Annotated in this window: 18 protein-coding genes; 2 read left to right on the plus strand and 16 right to left on the minus strand. The window is 67.0% G+C overall.

The features are described 5' to 3' along the window. Positions 1-20: 20 nt before the first annotated feature. From AC1DFE_RS06150 to dxr, 9 genes are all read right to left on the minus strand, one after another. Positions 21-815 (minus strand): sulfite exporter TauE/SafE family protein, encoded by a 795-nt coding sequence (locus AC1DFE_RS06150; protein ID WP_476905023.1) that lies wholly within the window; start codon positions 813-815, stop codon positions 21-23. 14 nt (positions 816-829) lie between these two features. After that, the gene (locus AC1DFE_RS06155; protein ID WP_476905024.1) at positions 830-2,641 is read right to left on the minus strand and encodes a proline--tRNA ligase; all 1,812 of its coding nucleotides are present in this window, start codon (positions 2,639-2,641) and stop codon (positions 830-832) included. Between the two features lie 303 nt (positions 2,642-2,944). After that, entirely contained in the window at positions 2,945-3,832 is an 888-nt protein-coding gene (locus AC1DFE_RS06160) for a GNAT family N-acetyltransferase (protein WP_476905155.1), read from the minus strand. Beyond that, positions 3,795-4,961 carry a flavodoxin-dependent (E)-4-hydroxy-3-methylbut-2-enyl-diphosphate synthase gene (ispG, locus tag AC1DFE_RS06165; protein WP_476905025.1) on the minus strand — a complete coding sequence of 389 codons (1,167 nt, stop codon included), beginning with the start codon at positions 4,959-4,961 and terminating at the stop codon, positions 3,795-3,797. The genes AC1DFE_RS06160 and ispG overlap by 38 nt, the downstream gene beginning before the upstream one ends. Before the next feature lie 34 nt (positions 4,962-4,995). Beyond that, positions 4,996-5,289 carry a YciI family protein gene (locus AC1DFE_RS06170; RefSeq protein WP_476905026.1) on the minus strand — a complete coding sequence of 98 codons (294 nt, stop codon included), beginning with the start codon at positions 5,287-5,289 and terminating at the stop codon, positions 4,996-4,998. A 25-nt stretch (positions 5,290-5,314) separates the two neighbouring features. Then, positions 5,315-5,839: a hypothetical protein gene (locus AC1DFE_RS06175; RefSeq protein ID WP_476905027.1), complete on the minus strand. Its 525-nt coding sequence runs from the start codon at positions 5,837-5,839 to the stop codon at positions 5,315-5,317. After that, positions 5,836-6,537, minus strand: a complete 702-nt coding sequence (locus AC1DFE_RS06180; protein WP_476905028.1) for a MarR family transcriptional regulator — start codon at positions 6,535-6,537, stop codon at positions 5,836-5,838. Before AC1DFE_RS06180 ends, AC1DFE_RS06175 begins: the two co-directional genes overlap by 4 nt. Positions 6,538-6,624: 87 nt before the next feature. Next, on the minus strand, positions 6,625-7,956 hold the full coding sequence (locus AC1DFE_RS06185; RefSeq protein WP_476905029.1) for a M50 family metallopeptidase: 1,332 nt from the start codon (positions 7,954-7,956) through the stop codon (positions 6,625-6,627). Between the two features lie 19 nt (positions 7,957-7,975). Next, positions 7,976-9,190 (minus strand): 1-deoxy-D-xylulose-5-phosphate reductoisomerase, encoded by a 1,215-nt coding sequence (gene dxr / locus AC1DFE_RS06190; protein ID WP_476905030.1) that lies wholly within the window; start codon positions 9,188-9,190, stop codon positions 7,976-7,978. A gap of 118 nt (positions 9,191-9,308) precedes the next feature. Between dxr and AC1DFE_RS06195 the strand changes: the two genes are divergently transcribed. After that, entirely contained in the window at positions 9,309-10,754 is a 1,446-nt protein-coding gene (locus AC1DFE_RS06195) for a lipase maturation factor family protein (RefSeq protein ID WP_476905031.1), read from the plus strand. Between the two features lie 54 nt (positions 10,755-10,808). Here the strand turns inward: AC1DFE_RS06195 and AC1DFE_RS06200 are convergent, their stop codons facing one another. The 7 genes from AC1DFE_RS06200 to AC1DFE_RS06230 are packed head-to-tail and all read right to left on the minus strand — an operon-like array spanning position 10,809 to position 18,770. Then, the gene (locus AC1DFE_RS06200) at positions 10,809-11,639 is read right to left on the minus strand and encodes an HpcH/HpaI aldolase/citrate lyase family protein (RefSeq protein WP_476905156.1); all 831 of its coding nucleotides are present in this window, start codon (positions 11,637-11,639) and stop codon (positions 10,809-10,811) included. 16 nt (positions 11,640-11,655) lie between these two features. After that, the gene (locus tag AC1DFE_RS06205) at positions 11,656-12,198 is read right to left on the minus strand and encodes a MaoC family dehydratase (protein WP_476905032.1); all 543 of its coding nucleotides are present in this window, start codon (positions 12,196-12,198) and stop codon (positions 11,656-11,658) included. Continuing rightward, positions 12,195-12,935, minus strand: coding sequence for a CoA transferase subunit B (locus AC1DFE_RS06210; protein ID WP_476905033.1), 741 nt, complete (start codon positions 12,933-12,935; stop codon positions 12,195-12,197). Before AC1DFE_RS06210 ends, AC1DFE_RS06205 begins: the two co-directional genes overlap by 4 nt. Before the next feature lie 2 nt (positions 12,936-12,937). Continuing rightward, a complete protein-coding gene (locus AC1DFE_RS06215; RefSeq protein ID WP_476905034.1) occupies positions 12,938-13,768 on the minus strand; it encodes a CoA transferase subunit A in 831 nt (276 codons plus the stop codon). Positions 13,769-13,823: 55 nt separating this feature from the next. Beyond that, the gene (locus tag AC1DFE_RS06220; RefSeq protein WP_476905035.1) at positions 13,824-14,999 is read right to left on the minus strand and encodes an acyl-CoA dehydrogenase family protein; all 1,176 of its coding nucleotides are present in this window, start codon (positions 14,997-14,999) and stop codon (positions 13,824-13,826) included. A gap of 2 nt (positions 15,000-15,001) precedes the next feature. Continuing rightward, the gene (locus AC1DFE_RS06225; protein WP_476905036.1) at positions 15,002-17,155 is read right to left on the minus strand and encodes an acetyl/propionyl/methylcrotonyl-CoA carboxylase subunit alpha; all 2,154 of its coding nucleotides are present in this window, start codon (positions 17,153-17,155) and stop codon (positions 15,002-15,004) included. Between the two features lie 7 nt (positions 17,156-17,162). Further along, positions 17,163-18,770: a carboxyl transferase domain-containing protein gene (locus AC1DFE_RS06230; RefSeq protein WP_476905037.1), complete on the minus strand. Its 1,608-nt coding sequence runs from the start codon at positions 18,768-18,770 to the stop codon at positions 17,163-17,165. Positions 18,771-18,916: 146 nt separating this feature from the next. Here AC1DFE_RS06230 and AC1DFE_RS06235 point away from each other — a divergent pair, with 146 nt between their 5' ends. Then, entirely contained in the window at positions 18,917-19,591 is a 675-nt protein-coding gene (locus AC1DFE_RS06235; RefSeq protein WP_476905038.1) for an SACE_7040 family transcriptional regulator, read from the plus strand. Positions 19,592-19,629: the final 38 nt, after the last annotated feature.

Genomic DNA, 19,629 nt, shown 5'->3' on the forward strand with positions numbered 1-19,629 from the left:
AGCTGAGGCGAGGGGTCAGCTCAGGTGAAGTTCTCCTGCCAGACGTCGAACGCCAGCTTGACGATCAGGGCGAAGACCACCACCAGGAACACCACACGCACGAACTTGCTCCCCTGTTTTACAGCGGTCCGCGCACCAAGGTATCCCCCGGCCATGTTCGCCGCGCCCAGCAGCAGGCCCACACCCCAGAGCAGGGACCCGTGCGGGAGGAAGAATATGAGAGCTCCGGCGTTGGTCGCCATGTTGACGATCTTCGCCTTGGCGCTGGCCTCGAGGAAGGCGTACCCCATGGCCGAGACCAGCGCGATCACCAGGAACGAGCCTGTGCCGGGACCGATCAGGCCGTCGTAGAACCCGATTACGGCGCCGATGGAGCAGGCCACCACGTAGTGCGTGCGGCCGTCGTGCCTGAGCTCGGTGAGGTGTCCGGCGTCGGGCTTGAGTGCCGTGAACAGCGCGACGGCCACCAGGGCCACCACGATGATCGGCTTGAACACCTCGGCCGGCAGCCGGGTGGCGAGCAGCGCACCGCCAAAGCTGCCCACGAGCGCGATCGCGGCCATCGGCACGGCAGTTTTCAGGTCCGGCCGGACGCGGCCGTAGTAGGTCACGGCACTGGTGGTGGTGCCGAAAATGGAACCCATCTTGTTGGTGGCCAGTGCCTGCACCGGGGTAATCCCCGGAACGAGCAGTAGCGCCGGCAGCTGAAGCAGTCCCCCGCCGCCCACAACGGCGTCCACCCAGCCTGCGGAGAATCCAGCCACCACTATCAGGACGATAGTGGCGAGCTGGATCGACTCGAACCCCGAAACCACTTAGATGGCAGGCGTCAGTTGCTGCGGACGGCGTTGACCACGTAGTCAACGGCCTTGTCCACGGCCACGTTTTCAGCCTCGCCGCTGCGGCGGTCCTTGATTTCGACGACGCCGTCCACGAGTCCGCGGCCGACGGCAAGGATGGTGGGCACGCCCACGAGCTCGGCATCGCCGAACTTCACGCCCGGGGAAACCTTGGGCCGGTCATCGTAGATGACCTCCAGGCCGGCGCCTTCAAGCTCGAGGGCGAGCTGCTCAGCTGCGGCGAAGATCTCCTCACCGCGGCCAACGGCCACGACGTGCACGTCTGCCGGAGCCACGGAGCGAGGCCAGACCAGGCCCTTGGCATCGTGATTGGATTCCGCCAGCGCGGCCACGGCACGGGTGACGCCCACGCCGTAGGAGCCCATGGTGACCACCACCTGCTTGCCGTTCTGGTCCAGGACCTTCAGTTCAAGCGCTTCGGCGTACTTGCGTCCCAGCTGGAAGATGTGGCCCATCTCGATGCCGCGAGCCGTTTCGAGCGGTCCGGAGCCGTCCGGGGCTTCGTCACCGGCGCGCACTTCGGTGCACTCGATGACGCCATCCCAGGTGAAATCCCGTCCCGCCACGAGCCCGAAGACGTGCTTGCCGGCCATGTTGGCACCGGTCACCCAGGCCGTGCCGCTGACGACGCGCGGATCCACCAGGTACAGGAGCTTGGCAGCGCCCTCCAGGCCCAGGAGCGGCGCGCCCAGCGACATGCCCGGGCCAAGGTAACCCCGCACGATGAGCGGGTTGCGGGCCAGGTCCTCCTCGCCCGCGGCTTCGACGGCGATCTCGCCGGCGACCGGCAGGTAGGCGCCGATGTTGGCCTCGACACGCTTGAGGTCGACGCCGCGGTCGCCCGGGACGCCGATGACGACGATCTGGCGCTCCCCGGTGGGCAGGGTGACGGCGAGAACAACGTTCTTGAGCGTGTCAGCGGCAGTCCAGGGTCCGCCGTCGGCCTCGCTGCGCGGCACGAGCTGGTTGGATGCATCCACGAGGGTGTCGATCGTGGGAGTGTTCGGGGTGTCGCGGATCTCCGCTGCCGGGGCGTTGGTGAAGTCGATTTCGGCGGGGACCACCGTGGTCACGGCCTCGACGTTGGCCGTGTAGCCGCCGGCCGAGCGCACGAAGGTATCCTCCCCAATGTCGGTGGGGTGCAGGAATTCCTCGCTCCTGGAGCCGCCCATGGCGCCTGCGGTGGCCGTGACGGGAATGACCTCCAGTCCGAGCCGCTCGAAGATCTTCAAGTACGCCGCCCGGTGGGCTGCGTAGCTGGCGTCCAGCCCGGCGTCGTCGACGTCGAACGAGTAGGAGTCCTTCATGATGAATTCGCGGCCGCGGAGCAGGCCGGCGCGGGGACGTGCCTCGTCGCGGTACTTGTTCTGGATCTGGTAGATGCTCAGCGGCAGGTCCTTGTACGAGGAGTACAGGTCCTTGACCAGCAGGGTGAACATCTCCTCGTGCGTGGGGGCCAGCAGGTAGTCGCCGCCCTTGCGGTCCTTGAGCCGGAACAGCCCTTCACCGTATTCGGTCCACCGGTTGGTCGCCTCGTAGGGCTCCTTCGGCAGCAGCGCAGGAAAGTGAACTTCCTGGGCGCCGATGGCAGCCATCTCCTCGCGGATAATCTGTTCCACCTTGCGCAGGACGTTCAGCCCCAGCGGCAGCCAGGTGTAGATGCCCGGAGCCGCGCGGCGGATGTATCCCGCGCGCACGAGCAGCCGGTGGCTGGCAACTTCGGCGTCGGCGGGGTCTTCACGCAGAGTGCGCAGGAAAAGCTTGGAGAGTCGAAGAACCACGGGTAGGTATCCGTTTCTGGGGAAAGTGCTGATTGTCTGGGTACTAATCTACCGGCTGGGCAGCTGTACGGGTTTCCGGGCCATGTGCAAGCTGTACAGAAAAGCCACGCCCCGCAGGAGAAGCCCCTGGCCGTTTCCGGCTGGTCATCCCTGCGGTGGCGTGGCTCAGCGGCCGGTCATGCCGCTAAATCTCTGAGACCACCCGAATCCGAAAACGCGGTTAGAACGAACCTATGTGATAGCCATCACCGACTCCAAATCCAGTTCGGCCGGTCTTTGGCCAGGCAAGGCCTGAGCCGCCGGTTAGAAAAGGACTGTAGCGAAGGTCCCCACCTGCCGGAAGCCGACACGTTCGTAGGTGGCCCGTGCCCGGGAGTTGTAATCGTTGACGTAGAGGCTGGTGACGGGCGCCATTTTCTGGGCCAGCAGCACCACGGCCGCCATATAACCGGCGCTCAGCCCGAGTCCCCGGCGGCTGGGGTTCATCCATACGCCCTGCACCTGGGTGACCTCGGCAGTGACGGCACCGAGCTCCGCCTTGAACACCACTTCGCCGTCCTCCAGGTGGACCAGGGAGTGGCCCTGGCGGATCAGGCCTGCCACCCGGCGGCTGTAGAAGTCGCGGCCGCCGAGGTAGGGCGAGTAGCCCACCTCTTCCTCGAACATCGCCGCACAGGCAGGAAGGATGGCCTCAAAGTCTGCGTATTGCCCATATCCCAGCTGCCAGTTCGGCTCAACGGCCGGGGCACCGGTGATGGTCATGAGCGGCTGGTCGGGCCGCACCTCGTGGGCCAGGTGGCCCAGCTCCTCCAGGTGGCGGTGCAGGGCAAGGACCGTGCCGGCCGGGCCGAAGATCGACGCGTACCGTCGCCCGGAGCGGTGGGCCGCAGCAGCCACCGGCCCGGCCAGTTCGGGGTCCAGCTGGACGGGGACCAGGTTGGCGCCTGCCCAGCAGGCGCCAATCAGCACGTCGTCGTCGAAAACGCCCAGGACGTTGGCTCCGCCCGGGGTGGGCGCGGCAGAGTCCGTAGACTCCAGGTGCGCCAGGATGAACACATTGGCGACGGGATCCGTCGCCGCCAGGTCACGCAATTGACGGGTGTCCGCAACACCCAGTACCCGGACGGTGGCACCGTCCGGCGCGGCGCCGTCCTTATGAGACGCTAACCACGGGGCTACCCTTGACAGCATCTTCGCCATCGGCCTCCCCCATCTCTTCCGCGATACGCATGGCCTCTTCGATCAGTGTCTCAACAATCTGGCTCTCGGGGACAGTCTTGATGACTTCACCCTTCACAAATATCTGGCCTTTGCCGTTGCCGGACGCGACGCCGAGGTCAGCTTCGCGCGCTTCACCCGGGCCGTTGACGACGCAGCCCATGACGGCGACGCGCAGCGGGATCTCCATTCCCTCGAGGCCGGCGGTGACCTGTTCGGCGAGGGTGTAGACGTCCACCTGGGCGCGCCCGCAGGACGGGCACGAGACGATTTCCAGCTTGCGGGGCCGCAGGTTCAGCGCCTGCAGGATCTGGTTGCCCACCTTGATCTCCTCCACGGGAGGGGCGGACAGGGACACGCGGATAGTGTCGCCGATGCCGCGCGAGAGGAGGGCGCCAAAGGCCGTGGCCGACTTGATGGTTCCTTGGAAGGCGGGGCCGGCCTCGGTCACACCAAGGTGAAGCGGCCAGTCGCCCTTCTCGGCGAGCATCTCGTAGGCTGCCACCATGACCACCGGGTCATTGTGCTTGACGGAGATCTTGAAGTCGTGGAAGCCGTGCTCCTCGAACAGCGAGGCTTCCCAGACCGCAGATTCGACCAGGGCCTCAGGGGTGGCCTTGCCGTACTTCTTCAGGATGCCAGGTTCGAGGGATCCTGCGTTTACACCGATGCGGATGGACGTGCCGTGGTCCTTGGCCGCCTTGGCGATCTCCTTGACCTGGTCGTCGAACTTGCGGATGTTGCCCGGGTTGACGCGCACCGCAGCGCAGCCGGCCTCGATGGCCGCGAAGACGTACTTCGGCTGGAAGTGGATGTCGGCGATGACCGGAATCTGCGACTTCCGGGCGATGATCGGAAGCGCCTCGGCGTCATCGGCGGACGGGCAGGCCACGCGGACGATGTCGCAGCCGGAGGCGGTCAGTTCGGCAATCTGCTGCAGCGTGGCGTTGATGTCCGTGGTGGGTGTGGTGGTCATCGACTGCACGCTGATGGGGAAATCGGAACCGACGCCGACGGAGCCCACCTTGATCTGGCGCGTCTTGCGTCGCGGGGCAAGGACGGGCGGCGGTGCGGATGGCATTCCCAGGCTGACCGAGGTCACGTGGACTCCTTGAAATCGAAAATCAGTGGCGGGGTTAGGCTGCGTGCTCAGCCAGGAGGCCGGTCACGGGCGCCCATTCGGTGGTTCGGGTGCCGGAAATGACGCCCGCAGCAGCGAAGGGATCCTGCCGCAGGATCTCGTTGAGTGCGGGTTCGTCGGCCGCCTTGAAGATAAGCAGCGCGCCCGCGCCGTCGCCGTAGGGTCCACTGGCAAGAAGCGTGCCGTCCTGCGCGAGTCCTGCGGTCCATTCGCGGTGGGCGGGGCGGGTGGCCGCACGCGTTTCGGAGGACTCGGCGTCGTATACGTACTCAACAGCAAAAACAGTCATAGAGATACCCTATCCCGCGGCCGGGCTACCCGAGGAGCGCGACCTTCGTGAAGGCGGCAACTCCCGCCGCCCACAGCATGGAGGCGAGCGTGCCGATGATGAACCGTTCCGCGGCCACCGGCGTCTCCTTGAGTTCGGCGAACCGGCCCAGGCCCTTGATGGCCACCACGTACGCGATGGCCACGGGCTGTCCGGCCAGGATGGCAAGGCAGACAGCCAGCCGCTCAAGTACTCCGATGATGGCCCCGCCCCGGAGGATCCGCCTGGCCGACGCCTCGCCCCCGGGTTTCGGCGCGGCGGCACCGCCAGCGTCCACCGTGATGTCGCCGTTGACCGTATTGATCCTGTCCGACGTGGCCGGACTGTCCCCTGTTGCGGGGCTGTCCACCGTGACGTCGGCCGAGGGATCGTCGGCGCTGTCCCTGCCGGCGCCGGCGGCGGCATCGGCTTTGTCGTCGATGGTGCGGGCCAGCCGGAACACCAGGGCCGTGACGGGCCAGCCCAGGAAGCCGGCAGTCAGCAGGGCGGCTGCGATCCAGACAGCGTTCACGGTTCTCCTCGGTTCTCGTCGACGTCCTGGGCCTCAAGCGTGCGGTCCCCGGGGGTGTGGCTCTCAAGGATGAGGCGGTGGGCGGTTGCCAGCAGCATTTCCACCGCAGGCCTTGCCGCCCATTCTTCCTGCCAGCCCGACCTGAGGACGGCCCGGCTCACCGACTGTTCGCTGATTCCCAGATCCCGTGCAACCTGTTTCTGCAGTCCATGGCGTCCGGGACCCTGCTCGGTCCCGCTCTTCGCGCGGAGGGCGTCCACGACGCGCCACTGGGCCTCGGTCCGGTCCTGCACCAGCCGTCCGACCAGCCGCAGCACTGCCTCCGCGTTGGCGCATGCCACAGCGGGTCCGTGCTCCTGGCGGCCGGCAACCACGGCAGCGGGGACATGGCTCGCCGCTGACTTGGCGCGTTCCACCGCCTTGCGCGCGGCAACGAAGGCGGCTCCGGATCCTTCCCGGGGGCTTGCGTCCGGCGGCAAGGTTCCGGGGCCGACGCCGATTCCCACGTACCAGTGCCCGCTGCGCAGAGCGTGCAGTGTCACATCGACCACCAGGGAGGGGTCCTGCAGAACACCCTGCACCTCGTCGCCGACAGAGCGTTCAAAGCGGACACCGTGGCTGCCGAGGGCCCCAAGGAGCTCGGGCACGCGGTCCACATCGTTGGTGCTGCCACGCTGGTCGATGGTCAGAACGTACATGGCTAAACCGTATCCGGCTTATATTTATAGATCAACCACTTGAAGCTGATTTTTACTAATCAGCCAATTTAGGGCGAAGTCGCCACGCTAACCAAAGAGATTCACCGGCTTCACGATGTCCGCGTAAATCAGCAGCGCACCCATTCCCATCAGGAGCGCGGCCACCACGTAGGTCACCGGCAGCAGCTTCGCGATGTCGAAGGCACCCGGGTCTGGTTTGCCAAGCATCTTCGCTACCCGCCGCCGCGCCGCCTCGTAGAGGGCGCCGGCCACGTGGCCGCCGTCGAGCGGGAGCAGCGGGATCAGGTTGAATACGGCCAGGGCAAAGTTCAGCCCTGCGAGCAGTCCGACCAGCGCGGCGAGCCGGGACTGGGCGGGCACTTCCTCCATGGCGGCCACCTCGCCCGCCACGCGGCCCACGCCCACCACGCTGATGGGACCGTTGGGGTCCCGGGGTTCTTCGCTGAACGCGGCCTTGGCAACTCCGACAACCCGGGCAGGGAGATTGAGCACTACACCGGCAACCTGCCTGATGTTCTCCCCCGCCATGGGCAGAACGGACGACGCCGGCTGGGGAACCAGCGCGGTCTGCGCGCCAATCCCGAGGAAGCCGACGTGCTGGTACAGGAGCTTTCCGGCGCTGTCCTTGGCCTGGCGCCCATCCGCTCCGACGACTGGGCGTGCGGACAGGACAGGGGTGACGGTGCTGGTCACCGGCGAGCCGTTGCGCTCCACGGTGATGGAGACATCCTTGCCGGCGGAGGCGCGGATCCAGCCGGTCAGCTGGTCCCAGCTGGTCACGGTTTTTCCGTCGAAGGAGGTGATGACGTCGTTGGGTTTGAGCTGGGCTGAAGCGGCCGGTGTCGGCTTGCAGCCAGCCGAATTCGGATCGACGGTCTCCCCCGCCTTCACCTGGCACTTGGAGACGTCGGCGATGGTGGTGGTGGGCTCGGAGATGCCGAAGCCCATCAGCAGCACGGCCGTGAGCACGAGGCCGATCAGCAGGTTCATTGCCGGACCACCGAGCATGATGATGATTTTCTTCCAGACCGGGAGCCGGTAGAACACGCGGTTCTCATCCCCGGGCCCCACGTCTTCATGGGCCATCGAGCGGGCCTCGGTGGCCAGCGTCTGGAACATGCCGGTGCTGGACGGGCGAACCGAGCCGTCCTGCTTGTTGGGCGGGTACATGCCGATCATCGACACGTAGCCGCCCAGCGGCAGCGCCTTGAAGCCGTACTCAGTCTCACCTTTCCTGGTCGACCAGACGGTGGGGCCGAAGCCGATCATGTACTTGGTGACGCGCACCTTGAACAGCTTGGCGGGCACCAGGTGGCCCACCTCATGCAGCGCAATCGATACCGCGATGCCGACCGCCACAAAGACGACACCAAGAATAAAGAGGATGACGGGACTCATGCTTAAGATCTGCTGCTTCCTAGAGACTGCTCACTGCTAAACGTTCGTGGGTGCGCGCACGTGCCCACTTCTCAGCATCGAGCACGGACCCGACCGTTAGCCCGGAGGATCCCGAATGCTCGCTGAGGACGGCTTCGATCGTATCCACGATGTCCGTGAACCGAATCCTGCCCGCATGGAACGCCATCACGGCTTCCTCGTTGGCGGCGTTGAACACCGCTGGGTAAGTACTCCCCTGTTCCGCCGCGGCCTTAGCCAGCCGGACGGCGGGGAACGCGCCGTCGTCAAGCGGTTCAAACGTCCAACTGGTGGCCTGCGTCCAGTCGCACGGCGGGGCCGCACTGGGCACCCGGTCCGGCCAGCCCAGTCCGAGCGCAATTGGAAGGCGCATGTCGGGCGGCGATGCCTGGGCAATGGTGGAGCCGTCCACGAACTGCACCATGGAGTGGACAACGGACTGCGGATGGACCACCACGTCAATACGGTCCAGCGGGATGTCGAAGAGCAGGTGCGCCTCGATGACCTCAAGGCCCTTGTTGACCAGGCTGGCTGAGTTGGTGGTGACCATCAGGCCCATGTCCCAGGTGGGGTGCGCCAGCGCCTCCTCCGGAGTGACCGCCGAGAGCAGGTCGCGGGTAAGGCCGCGGAAGGGCCCGCCCGAGGCGGTCAGGATGAGCCTGTCCACCTCCGCGGCGGTCCCGGAACGCAGGCATTGTGCGATGGCGGAGTGCTCGGAATCAACCGGCACGATCTGCCCCTCGGCGGCGGCCGCCTTGACCAGCGAACCGCCCACGATCAGGGATTCCTTGTTGGCGAGCGCCAGGGTGGCACCGGATTCCAGCGCGGCGAGGGTGGGCGCCAGGCCGATCGAGCCAGTGATGCCGTTGAGCACCACGTCCGCCTTCACGGAGGCGATCCTGGCCGAGGCGTCGGGACCGGCGATGATCTCGGGACGGTACTGTCCGATCCCTGCCGCGCTGGCGGCGTCGTTGATCAGGTCCCGGAGCCGCCCCGGATCGTCTGCGGCTATGCCGACGGCGGCGGCCCGGGTGTGTACGGCCTGCCGGGCGAGGAGGTCGAGGTTGCCGCCGCCGGCGCTCAGCGCCACGACCTCGAAAAGGTGCGGGGCGCCGTCGACGACGTCAATCGCCTGGGTGCCGATGGAACCGGTGGATCCGAGGATGACGACGGTTCGCGGCTGGCTGGCTGAACGGCTGGAGCCGGAAGTCTGCATGGCTTAAGTATCCCGCAACCCACGGAGGCCGCCGGACGTGCGCGGACCGGCACCGGCGTCCTGCACGGGCGATTGGCAGCACCTTGACGCGCTTGCGGGCCGGGGTAACGTGGTGCCCGTGGACTGGGCCGCATGGTTCGATGCGCCGGATTATGAATTCGCCCGGCAGGTGCTGCAGCGCGGTGTTGCCGCACTCTATTTGGTCGCGTTCCTCTCCTCCCTCAACCAGTTCCCCGCCCTCCTCGGCGAGCGCGGCCTCCTTCCTGTCCCGGACTATCTGGCGTCCTTCAGTCGGATGCGCAGGCCCACCCTATTCCGCTGGCGCTACACGGACCGGCTGTTCCGGGCCGTCTGCGCAACGGGTCTGGTCATCTCCGCGGTCCTGGTCCTCGGCGTACCCCAACTGGGTCCTCCCTGGCTGCCGCTGATCGCGTTCCTGGCGCTGTGGCTGCTGTACATGTCGGTGGTCAACGTGGGGCAGACGTTCTACGGATTCGGTTGGGAGATGCTGCTCCTGGAGGCCGGCTTCACGGTGGCGTTCCTGGGTTCCGAGCAGACCGATCCGCCCCGTACCATCCTGATTCTTGTGGCCTGGCTGGTGTTCCGGCTGGAATTCGGTGCCGGCATGATCAAGATCCGCGGCGGCCGGGAATGGCGCGACCTCACCGCCCTCTACTACCACCATGAGACCCAGCCGATGCCCGGCCCCCTAAGCCGGCAGGCGCATCTGCTGCCGAAGGCCTTCCACCGGCTGGAGGTGGTGGGTAACCATTTCGCCCAGCTGGTGGTGCCGTTCTTCCTCTTCGCGCCGCAGCCGCTGGGCAGCATCGCCGCAGGCATCATCATCTTCACCCAGCTGTGGCTCGTGGCCAGCGGCAATTTCGCCTGGCTGAACTGGATTGCGATTGTGCTGGCCTTCGCCGGCATCAGCGATCCCGTGGCCCACGCGGTGCTCCCCGTCATTCCGGTGGACTGGAACAGCACCGGGGAGACGCCCCTCTGGTGGCTCATCATCACCCTGGCCGCGTCCCTGCTCCTGGTGGTCCTCAGCTACTGGCCCATCCGCAACCTGTTCTCCCAGTACCAGCTGATGAACGCCAGCTTCAACCGCTGGCAGCTGGTGAACACGTACGGGGCGTTCGGCACGGTCACGAAGCAGCGCATTGAAGTGGCGGTGGAGGGCACCCTGGACGAGGAACCGGACGAGGCAGCCGACTGGCGCGAGTACGGCTTCAAGGGAAAACCGGGCGAGGTGCACAGGCTGCCCCGCCAGTGGGCGCCCTATCACCTGCGGCTGGACTGGCTCATGTGGTTCCTGCCCCTGCGCACGGTCCACGAGGAATGGTTCTACGCCTTCCTCGGGAAGCTGCTGGAGGCGGACGCAGCCATGCTGCGGCTGCTGCGCCATGACCCGTTCGACGGCGAACGCCCCCGCTGGGTGCGCGCCCGCACCTACCTCTACCGCTTCGCCACCCGTTCCGAGTTCCGGGAGACCGGCCAGCGCTGGATCCGGACACCGCTTTACGAGGCGATCCCGCCCATCTCCCTGCGGGCAGGGAGATGATGCGGGCCCGATGCTCGAAGCAGACCGATGGCGGACTACGGGGTTCTGCGGAACCTACCGGGCCCTGCGAAGCACCGACTCCGCGTGGCGAAGGATGGGGCCGTCGATCATCCGGCCCTGGTACTGGAACACCCCGGCCCCGGCTTCCTTTGCCGCCTCCAGCAGGTGCGTAGCGGCGGCCACGTCCTCGCCCGAGGGCGCGTAGGCGGCCCGGACGGCCGCCACTTGGCTGGGGTGGATGCAGGCCTTCGAGCCGAACCCGGAGGCGGCGGCGTCCCGGGCCTCCGCGGCAAGGCCGTCAAGGTCGGGGATGTTCACGTAGACGGCGTCGACGGCCTGCTTGCCGGCCGCCCCCGCCGCCAGGAGCACCGAGGAGCGGGCGTGCAGGGCAACGGCGCGGTAGGCGCCATCGTCGTTCCTGCTGGAGGTGCCGCCGAGGGAGGCAAGCAGGTCTTCCGCCCCCCACATCATGGCCACCACGTTGGGTTCGGCAGCAATGGCGGGTGCGTGGACTATGCCAGCGGCCGTCTCGCACAGGGCGATCACGTGGAAGTCCGGCAGGGCACGGAGCTGGTCCGCGCCCTCCGCCTTGGCGAGCATGACGGTGCGGTAGGGCGTGTGGGCCAGGCAGTGCAGGTCCTTCTCAAAGTCCTCGGTACCGGCCGGGTTGATCCTGATGATGGTCCGGCTGGGATCGAGCTCCGGCCCCTCGCCGGAACCGGCGAGCTGGGCCAGGATGGCGCCGCGTGCCCGCTGCTTATCCGGCGCCGCCACTGCATCCTCGAGGTCGACGATGACGGCGTCGGCGCGCTCGGCGGCTTTCTGAAAGCGTTCGGGGCGGTCGGCAGGGCAGAAAAGCAGGGCAGGGCCCATCACAAAGGTCATACTGTCCATTGTCCGATTATTTACCCCTCTGCGCCTCTATGTGGGCCTCGTGCGTCCACATCAGGCAGCTCCGCGTGGCCAGCGCCACCACCGTTCCGTCCTGGTTGCGGCCGGTGTGCTGCATGGTGACAACGCCCTGCCCCGGCCGTGAGCCGGACAGCCGTTTGGCGGTGACCACGGTCTCCGTATAGAGCGTGTCGCCGTGGTAGAGCGGGTGCGGGAAGGCGACGTCCGTCAGCCCGAGCTGGGCAATGATGGTGCCCTGGGTCAGCTGGCCGACGGACTGCCCCACTACTGTTGCCAGCGTGAACATGGAGTTCATCAGCCGCTGGCCGAAGGGCTGGCCCGCGCTCCAGGCCGCGTCCAGGTGCAGCCCCTGCGTGTTCATGGTCATGGTGGTGAACAGCACGTTGTCCGTCTCCGTCACGGTCCGCCCGGGCCGGTGGGCGTAAACGACATCCTCCTCGAGTTCCTCGAAGTACAGTCCGCGCTGCTCGATGACGCGGGCGCTGCCGGAACTGCCTGAAACCCCGTCTGCGCTCATACCGTCTGCGCTCATACGGTGAGTTCCTGGTCCTCCTCGAACAGCTCCGCACCGGTGGCCGCGGCAACATCCTCCACCGACACGTTCGGAGCGAGTTCACGCAGGATTAACCCGTCAGGAGTCACGTCCAGGACGGCAAGGTCGGTAATGATGCGGTCCACACACGCTTTGCCCGTCAAAGGAAGTGAGCAGCGTTCCACGATCTTGGGCTTCCCGCTGCGGTCCACATGCTCCATCATGACAATCACCTTCTTGGCACCGAAGACCAGGTCCATGGCGCCACCCATCCCCTTGACCATCTTTCCGGGGATCATCCAGTTGGCGAGGTCACCGTTGGCGGCAACCTCCATGGCGCCAAGCACGGCCACATCCACGTGCCCGCCCCGGATCATGCCGAAGGACTGGGCGGAGTCGAAGAACGCCGCGCCCTTGTTGACGGTGACGGTCTCCTTGCCGGCGTTGATCAGGTCGGGATCCACCTCGTCCTCGCCGGGATAGGGGCCGACGCCGAGAATCCCGTTCTCGGAGTGCAGGACCACTTCGACGCCGGCAGGGATGTAATTGGGGATCAGGGTGGGCATCCCGATGCCCAGGTTCACGTACTGGCCGTTGCTCAGTTCCTGGGCCACGCGGGCGGCGAGCTCATTGCGGGTCCAGCCTTTGCCCTCGGGGTGTGAGGAGGCTGCCCGGCGGTACTCGGGACGGACGGCCTCGGGGCGGGGCGGCTCGCCCTGCGCGCTGTTCAGATCCACGGCTACGCTCCTGCCTGTTCGGTGGTGCCGGTGGTTCCTGCCGTGCCGGTGCTCGTGCTCCCCAATTGGCCTGCGGACGCGGCTGACAGTGCGACCGTCCGCTTCTCAATGCGCTTCTCGGACTCGGGCACCACCACCACGCGCTGGACGAAGATGCCCGGCAGGTGGACATGCTCGGGATCCAGCTCGCCCGGCTCCACGAGTTCTTCCACCTCCGCGATGGTGATGCGTCCGGCCATGGCGCAGAGCGGGTTGAAGTTCATGGCCGTGGCATGGAAGACGAGGTTCCCGTGGCGGTCGCCCTTCCAGGCGTGGACCAGGCCGTAGTCGGGGGTCAGGGATTCCTCCAGGACGTAGTCGACGCCGTCGAAGCTCCGTACTTCCTTGGCCGGGGACGCGATGGCGATACCGCCGTCGGCGTCGTATTTCTGCGGCAGGCCGCCCTCGGACACCTGTGTCCCCACGCCCGCCTTTGTGTAAAAGGCGGGGATGCCGGCGCCGCCGGCGCGCAGCTTCTCGGCCAGGGTCCCCTGCGGGGTCAGCACCACCTCCAGTTCCCCGGCGAGGTACTGCCGGGCGAACTCCTTGTTCTCCCCCACGTACGAGCTGACCGTCCGCCGGATCCGGCCGTCCCTGAGGAGGATCCCGAGGCCCCAGTCGTCCACGCCGCAGTTGTTGCTGACAGTCTCCAGGTCCGTGGCGCCGCGGCGGTGAAGGGCGTCTATCAGCGCCACCGGGATCCCGCACAGGCCAAACCCGCCGACAGCGAGCGACGCGCCGTCGGCTATGTCGGCGACCGCTTCGTCAGCGCTGGCAACAACCTTGTCAATCATCGTTGATCCTTTCGGCGTCTCCACAGACTTTCGACAGACACGGCCACCGGGCCTGTTACAGCCCCAGTTCCCGGGCGATAAGCATCAGCTGAACCTCCGTGGTGCCCTCCCCGACCTCCAGGATCTTGGAGTCCCGGTAGTGGCGCGCCACGGTGAACTCGTTGATGAAGCCATAGCCGCCGAATACCTGGGTGGCATCCCGCGCATTGTCCATGGCCGCCTCGCCTGCGACCATCTTAGCTATGGCCGCCTGGGTCTTGAACGGCTTGCCGGCGAGCATCCGGGCGGCCGCATCGTAGTAGGCAAGGCGGGCGGTATGGGCGCGTGCCTGCATGCGGGCGATCTTGAAGGAGATGCCCTGGTACTTGCCGATATTGGCCCCGAAGGCACTGCGGTCCTTGGCGTAGCGCACTGAGAGGTCAACGCAGCCCTGGGCCGCTCCGGTGGCCAGGGCCGCGATGGCGATCCTGCCCTCATCCAGAATCGACAGGAAGTTGGCGTAGCCCCGGCCCCGCTCCCCCAGCAGGTTCGCCTCGGGAACGGTGACGTCCCGCAGCGTCAGGGGGTGCGTGTCCGAAGCATTCCAGCCCACCTTGTTGTACGCCTTTTCCGCCTTGAAGCCGGGCGTGTCGGTGGGCACCAGGATGCTGGAGATCTCCTTCTTGATGCTGCCGTCCTTGCGCTCCTGCTGGCCCGTGACCGCGGTGACGGTCACCAGCTTGCTGATGTCCGTTCCCGAGTTGGTGATGAATTCCTTATTGCCGTTGATGACCCAGTTTTTTGCCTCTCCACCGTCCTCCAGCCGTGCCGTGGTCTTCGTGCCGCCGGCATCGGAGCCGGCCTCCGGCTCGGTCAGGCCGAAGCCGGCGAGCGCCTTTCCGGATGCGAGCAGCGGCAGCCATTCCTGCTTCTGGGCCTCGGTGCCGAAGCGGTATACAGGCATGGCACCGAGCGAAACGCCTGCCTCGAGCGTGATGGCGACGGACTGGTCCACCCGCCCCAGCTGTTCCAGTGCGAGGGCCAGCGCGAAGTAGTCCCCGCCCATGCCGCCGTACTCCTCCGGGAAGGGCAGGCCGAACAGGCCCATGTCCGCCATCTGCGACACCACCTCGTACGGGAAGCTGTGTTCCTCGTCGTGCTTGGCGGAGACGGGAGCCACCACCTCGTCGGCGAACTCGCGGACGGTCTTGCTGAGGTCCTGGTACTCCTCGCTAAGTTCAAAATCGGCCATCGCTAGGCCTCCTTACGTTCATCTGTTGCATCTTGGGGTTCGGCACCGGCCGCGTGGATTGTGGCAACGACCTCGTCGGCCTTGACGAGATCACCTGTGGTGACGCTGACATGGACGGTTCCGGCGACTTCGGCCACGAGCTGGTGCTCCATCTTCATGGCCTCCACCGAGAGCAGCACCTGGCCGGCCTCCACGGTGTCGCCGTTACTGACCGAGACCGACACCACGGTGCCGGGCATCGGCGAGCGCACCGCCGGGTCGGCGGCGCCCTCTTCGCGTTCGACGGCGGCCAGCACCCGCTGCAGGCGGGCCTCCCGGCCCAGCACCTCGAGGCGGCAGGACCAGCCCCCGCTACCGAGGAAGACGCCGGTGGGCGCACCGGGCACGGCCCCCCGGCCCGGCGCAACGGGGCCGCCGCGGACCGGCGCCAGCGCGTACTCGTGGGCTTCGCCGTCGAGGGTCAGCCCTGCGTGGTCGCGCCCGGTGAAGCGCAGGGACGCGGTGCGCTGCGGACCGCCGTCGACGCTCACCGCCACCGGGCCGGGCACCACGGGACCTGACACCTCGACTGTGGCAACTCCGCCATCCGGCGTCCCAAAGCTGATCCGCCGCGGGGCGCGGCCACCCAGCCGCCAACCGTCGCGGCGGTGCCACGGACCTGCCCCGGGTGCCTGCGGGCCAGGGTCTTCCATCGCCACTGCGTACAAAGCCGCGACCACAAATTCAGGGTCGCCCGGGCGGCGGAATTCGAACTCCGGCATCTTGCGCTCGATCAGGCCGGTATCGAGGCGGCCGGCGCCGACGTCGTCGTCGTTGATCAGGAGCCGCAGGTACTCCACATTGGTGTCGATGCCAAGGACGGTGTACCGCTCCAGCGCCGCGTCCAGCTTGTCCAGGGCGGCTTTTCGATCCGTTCCCCAGGCGATGACCTTGGAGAGCATGGGGTCGTAGTTGGAGGAGATCTCCAGTCCCTCCAGCAATGACGAGTCCACCCGGACCTTGCCACCTGCGTCACCGGGGTCTTCTGCGTCACCGGGCCCTTCGTCCAGCAGCAACACTCTTCCCGACGACGGGAGGAAATTCTTCTCCGGGGACTCGGCATAAACGCGCGCCTCCGCTGCGTGGCCATTGAGTACGACGTCGTACTGCCCTACGGTGAGCACCTCACCGGCGGCGATGCGCACCTGCCACTCAACGAGGTCGATGCCGGTGACCATTTCCGTCACGGGATGCTCCACCTGGAGGCGGGTGTTCATTTCCATGAAGAAGAACTCGTCCGGGGAGTCGTCTGACACGAGGAACTCCACGGTGCCGGCGCCGGTGTAATGGACGCTGCGGGCGGCCTGGCATGCAGCCTCGCCGATCTTGGCACGGACGGCCCCGCCGTCGGGCAGTGATTCCAGCAGTGGCGACGGCGCTTCCTCGATGACCTTCTGGTGGCGGCGCTGGAGCGAGCACTCGCGCTCGCCCAGGTGGATGACGTTTCCGTGTGTGTCGGCCAGGACCTGAATCTCGATGTGCCGCGGGGAGGTCACCAGGCGTTCGAGGAACAGGGTGTCGTCCCCGAACGCACTGGCTGCCACGCGCCGTGCGGTTGCCAGTGCGGACGGCAGTTCCTCGGGACGGTGCACGGCATGCATTCCCTTGCCGCCGCCGCCCGCCGAGGGCTTGATCAGCAGGGGGAACCCCACAGCGGGGGCGGCGGCGATCAGGTCCTCATCCGTCATGCCGGCTTCGGCGATGCCGGGGACCACCGGAACGCCATACCCGGCCACGTGGTTCTTCGAGCGGATCTTGTCCCCCATGACCTCCAACGCCTCCACCCCGGGGCCGATGAAGGCGATGCCGGCCTTTTCGAGGGCGCCGGCGAAGTCGGCGTTCTCGCTCAGGAAGCCGTAGCCGGGATGTACGGCCTCGGCGCCGGTGTCGCGGCAGGCCTGGATGATCGCGTCGATGCTGAGGTAGCTCTCGGACGCGGCGGCCGGACCTATCCGCACGGCGGCGTCGGCCTCGCGCACGTGGCGGGCGTCGGCGTCGGCGTCGGAGTAAACCGCCACCGAACGGATTCCCAGGCCGCGCAAAGTACGGATCACGCGGCAGGCAATCTCGCCGCGGTTGGCCACCAGGACGGTGCGGAACATGGTTTCAGTAGTCATTACTGGCTCACATCCGGAAGAGGCCGAAGGAGGACTCGGGCAGCGGGACGCGGGACACGACGTCGAGGGCGAGGCCCAGCACGGTGCGGGTGTCCGCGGGGTCGATCACGCCGTCGTCCCACAGGCGCGCCGTGGAATAGTAGGGGCTGCCTTGGTCCTCGTACTGCTCCCTGATAGGGGCCTTGAACGCCTCTTCCTCCTCCGCGGACCACTCCTGGCCGGCTGCCTCGTACTGGTCGCGCTTGACCGTGGCCAGGACGCTGGAGGCCTGGTTGCCGCCCATGACGGAAATCCGGCTGGCCGGCCACATCCACAGGAAGCGCGGTGAATAGGCCCGGCCGCACATCGAGTAGTTGCCGGCGCCGAAGGACCCGCCGATCACCACGGTCAGCTTGGGCACCCTGGCGGTGGCAACGGCGGTGACCATCTTGGCGCCGTTCTTGGCAATGCCGCCCTGCTCGTAGTCCTTGCCCACCATGAAACCGGAGATGTTCTGCAGGAAGAGCAGCGGAATGCCGCGCTGGTCGCACAGTTCAATGAAGTGGGCGCCCTTGAGTGCGGACTCACTAAACAGCACCCCGTTGTTGGCCACAATGCCGACGGGGTGGCCGTGAATCCTGGCGAATCCCGTGACCAGCGTGGCGCCGTAGTTCTTCTTGAATTCATGGAAGCGGCTGCCGTCCACCAGCCGGGCGATGACTTCGCGGACGTCGTACTGCGCGTTGACGTCCGTGGGGACGGCCCCGTAGAGCTCGCCGGGCTCGGCAGCCGGTTCGACCGCGGTGTCCACGTCCCAGGCCGGCGTGGCGGGCCCGGGCAGCGTGGAGACGATGTTGCGGACGATCTGCAGGGCGTGCTCGTCGTTCTCGGCAAGGTGGTCCGTGACGCCGGAGATCCGGGAGTGCACCTCGCCTCCCCCGAGCTCTTCCGCGCTGACGATCTCTCCGATGGCCGCCTTCACCAGGGGCGGGCCGCCGAGGAAGATGGTGCCCTGGTTCCGGACAATCACCGTTTCGTCGCTCATCGCGGGAACATAGGCGCCGCCGGCGGTGCAGGAGCCCATGACGGCGGCGATCTGGGGAATCCCGGCAGCCGACATTCTGGCCTGGTTGTAGAAGATCCGGCCGAAGTGGTCGCGGTCCGGGAAGACCTCGTCCTGCTTGGGGAGGAAAGCTCCGCCCGAATCCACGAGGTAGATGCACGGGAGCCGGTTTTCGAACGCGATCTCCTGGGCCCTGAGGTGCTTCTTCACCGTCATCGGATAGTAGGTGCCGCCCTTGACGGTGGCATCGTTGGAAATCACCAGCACGTGGCGGCCATGCACCAGTCCGATGCCCGCGATGACGCCGGCGCCGGGCGAATCGTCGTTGTACATGCCGTTCGCCGCCAGCGGTGCGATCTCGAGGAAGGGGCTGCCGTCGTCGAGAAGCCGGTCGATCCGCTCCCGGGGAAGCAGCTTGCCGCGGGCCATGTGGCGCTCGCGGGACTTTTCCGGTCCGCCCAGTGCCGCCGTCGCAAGACGTTTCCGCAGCTCATCGGCGAGTGCGCGCTGCGCAAGGCTGTTGGCCGCGAATGCGCTGCCGGCGGTATCCAGCCGGCTGGCGAGTGTCTCCATTGACCGATTCCATTCCCGGGCACCTCGGGCGGGCAGTCCCGCCGAATTTCGGTTAGTGCCTCGTAACTGAGTTTAGGTTAGTCTCTAGTAACTGTGATGTCCAACACAGGATGTTGGTAGAGTTCTTTGGGTTCCGAGGAGGAAAAGTGCCCACCACAGATCACGGAGAGCTGACTGCTCCCGGCCAGGCCGCAGCCGGCCATGAGACGTCCGGCCCAACGCAGCGCAGCCGGGCCAAAGAATCCCGCCGGCAGGCGCTCCTGTCCGCTGCGGCCACGCTCTTCGCCGTTAACGGGTTCAACCGGGTCTCCCTTGAGGACCTTGGCGCGGCCGCAGGCGTCAGCGGGCCCGCCGTATACCGCCACTTCCCCGGGAAGCAGGCCGTGCTGGGCGCGCTGCTGCTGACTGTCAGCCAGGACCTGCTCGACGGCGGCCGCCAGGTGGTGGCCGACGCCGCCGATCCCTCCGCAGCCTTGGCCCGGCTGGTGCAGTTCCATGTCGATTTCGCCCTCAGCAACCCCGACGTGATCCGCGTGCAGGACCGGGATTTCAGCAACCTGGCCAGCGAGGACCAGGCGCAGGTGCGCGCCCTGCAGCGCAGCTACGTGGAAGTGTGGGTGGACGTGCTCGCCGGCATCCACGGCACGACGGACACCTCCGACCTGCGCATGCGGGCCCACGCGACGTTCGGCCTGATCAACTCCACGCCGCACTCTGTCCGCAGCCACGGCCGGCGCATGGCCATCAAGTCGGCGCGGCCACTCCTGGAGAACATGGCGCTGGCCGCCCTGCTGGTGACAGCCAGCCCGCTGGCCGACTAACCCATCTCACCCTGCCCTCAGCGGGACTGACACCGCGC

The sequence above is a fragment of the Arthrobacter sp. 05T423 genome (assembly GCF_056396245.1).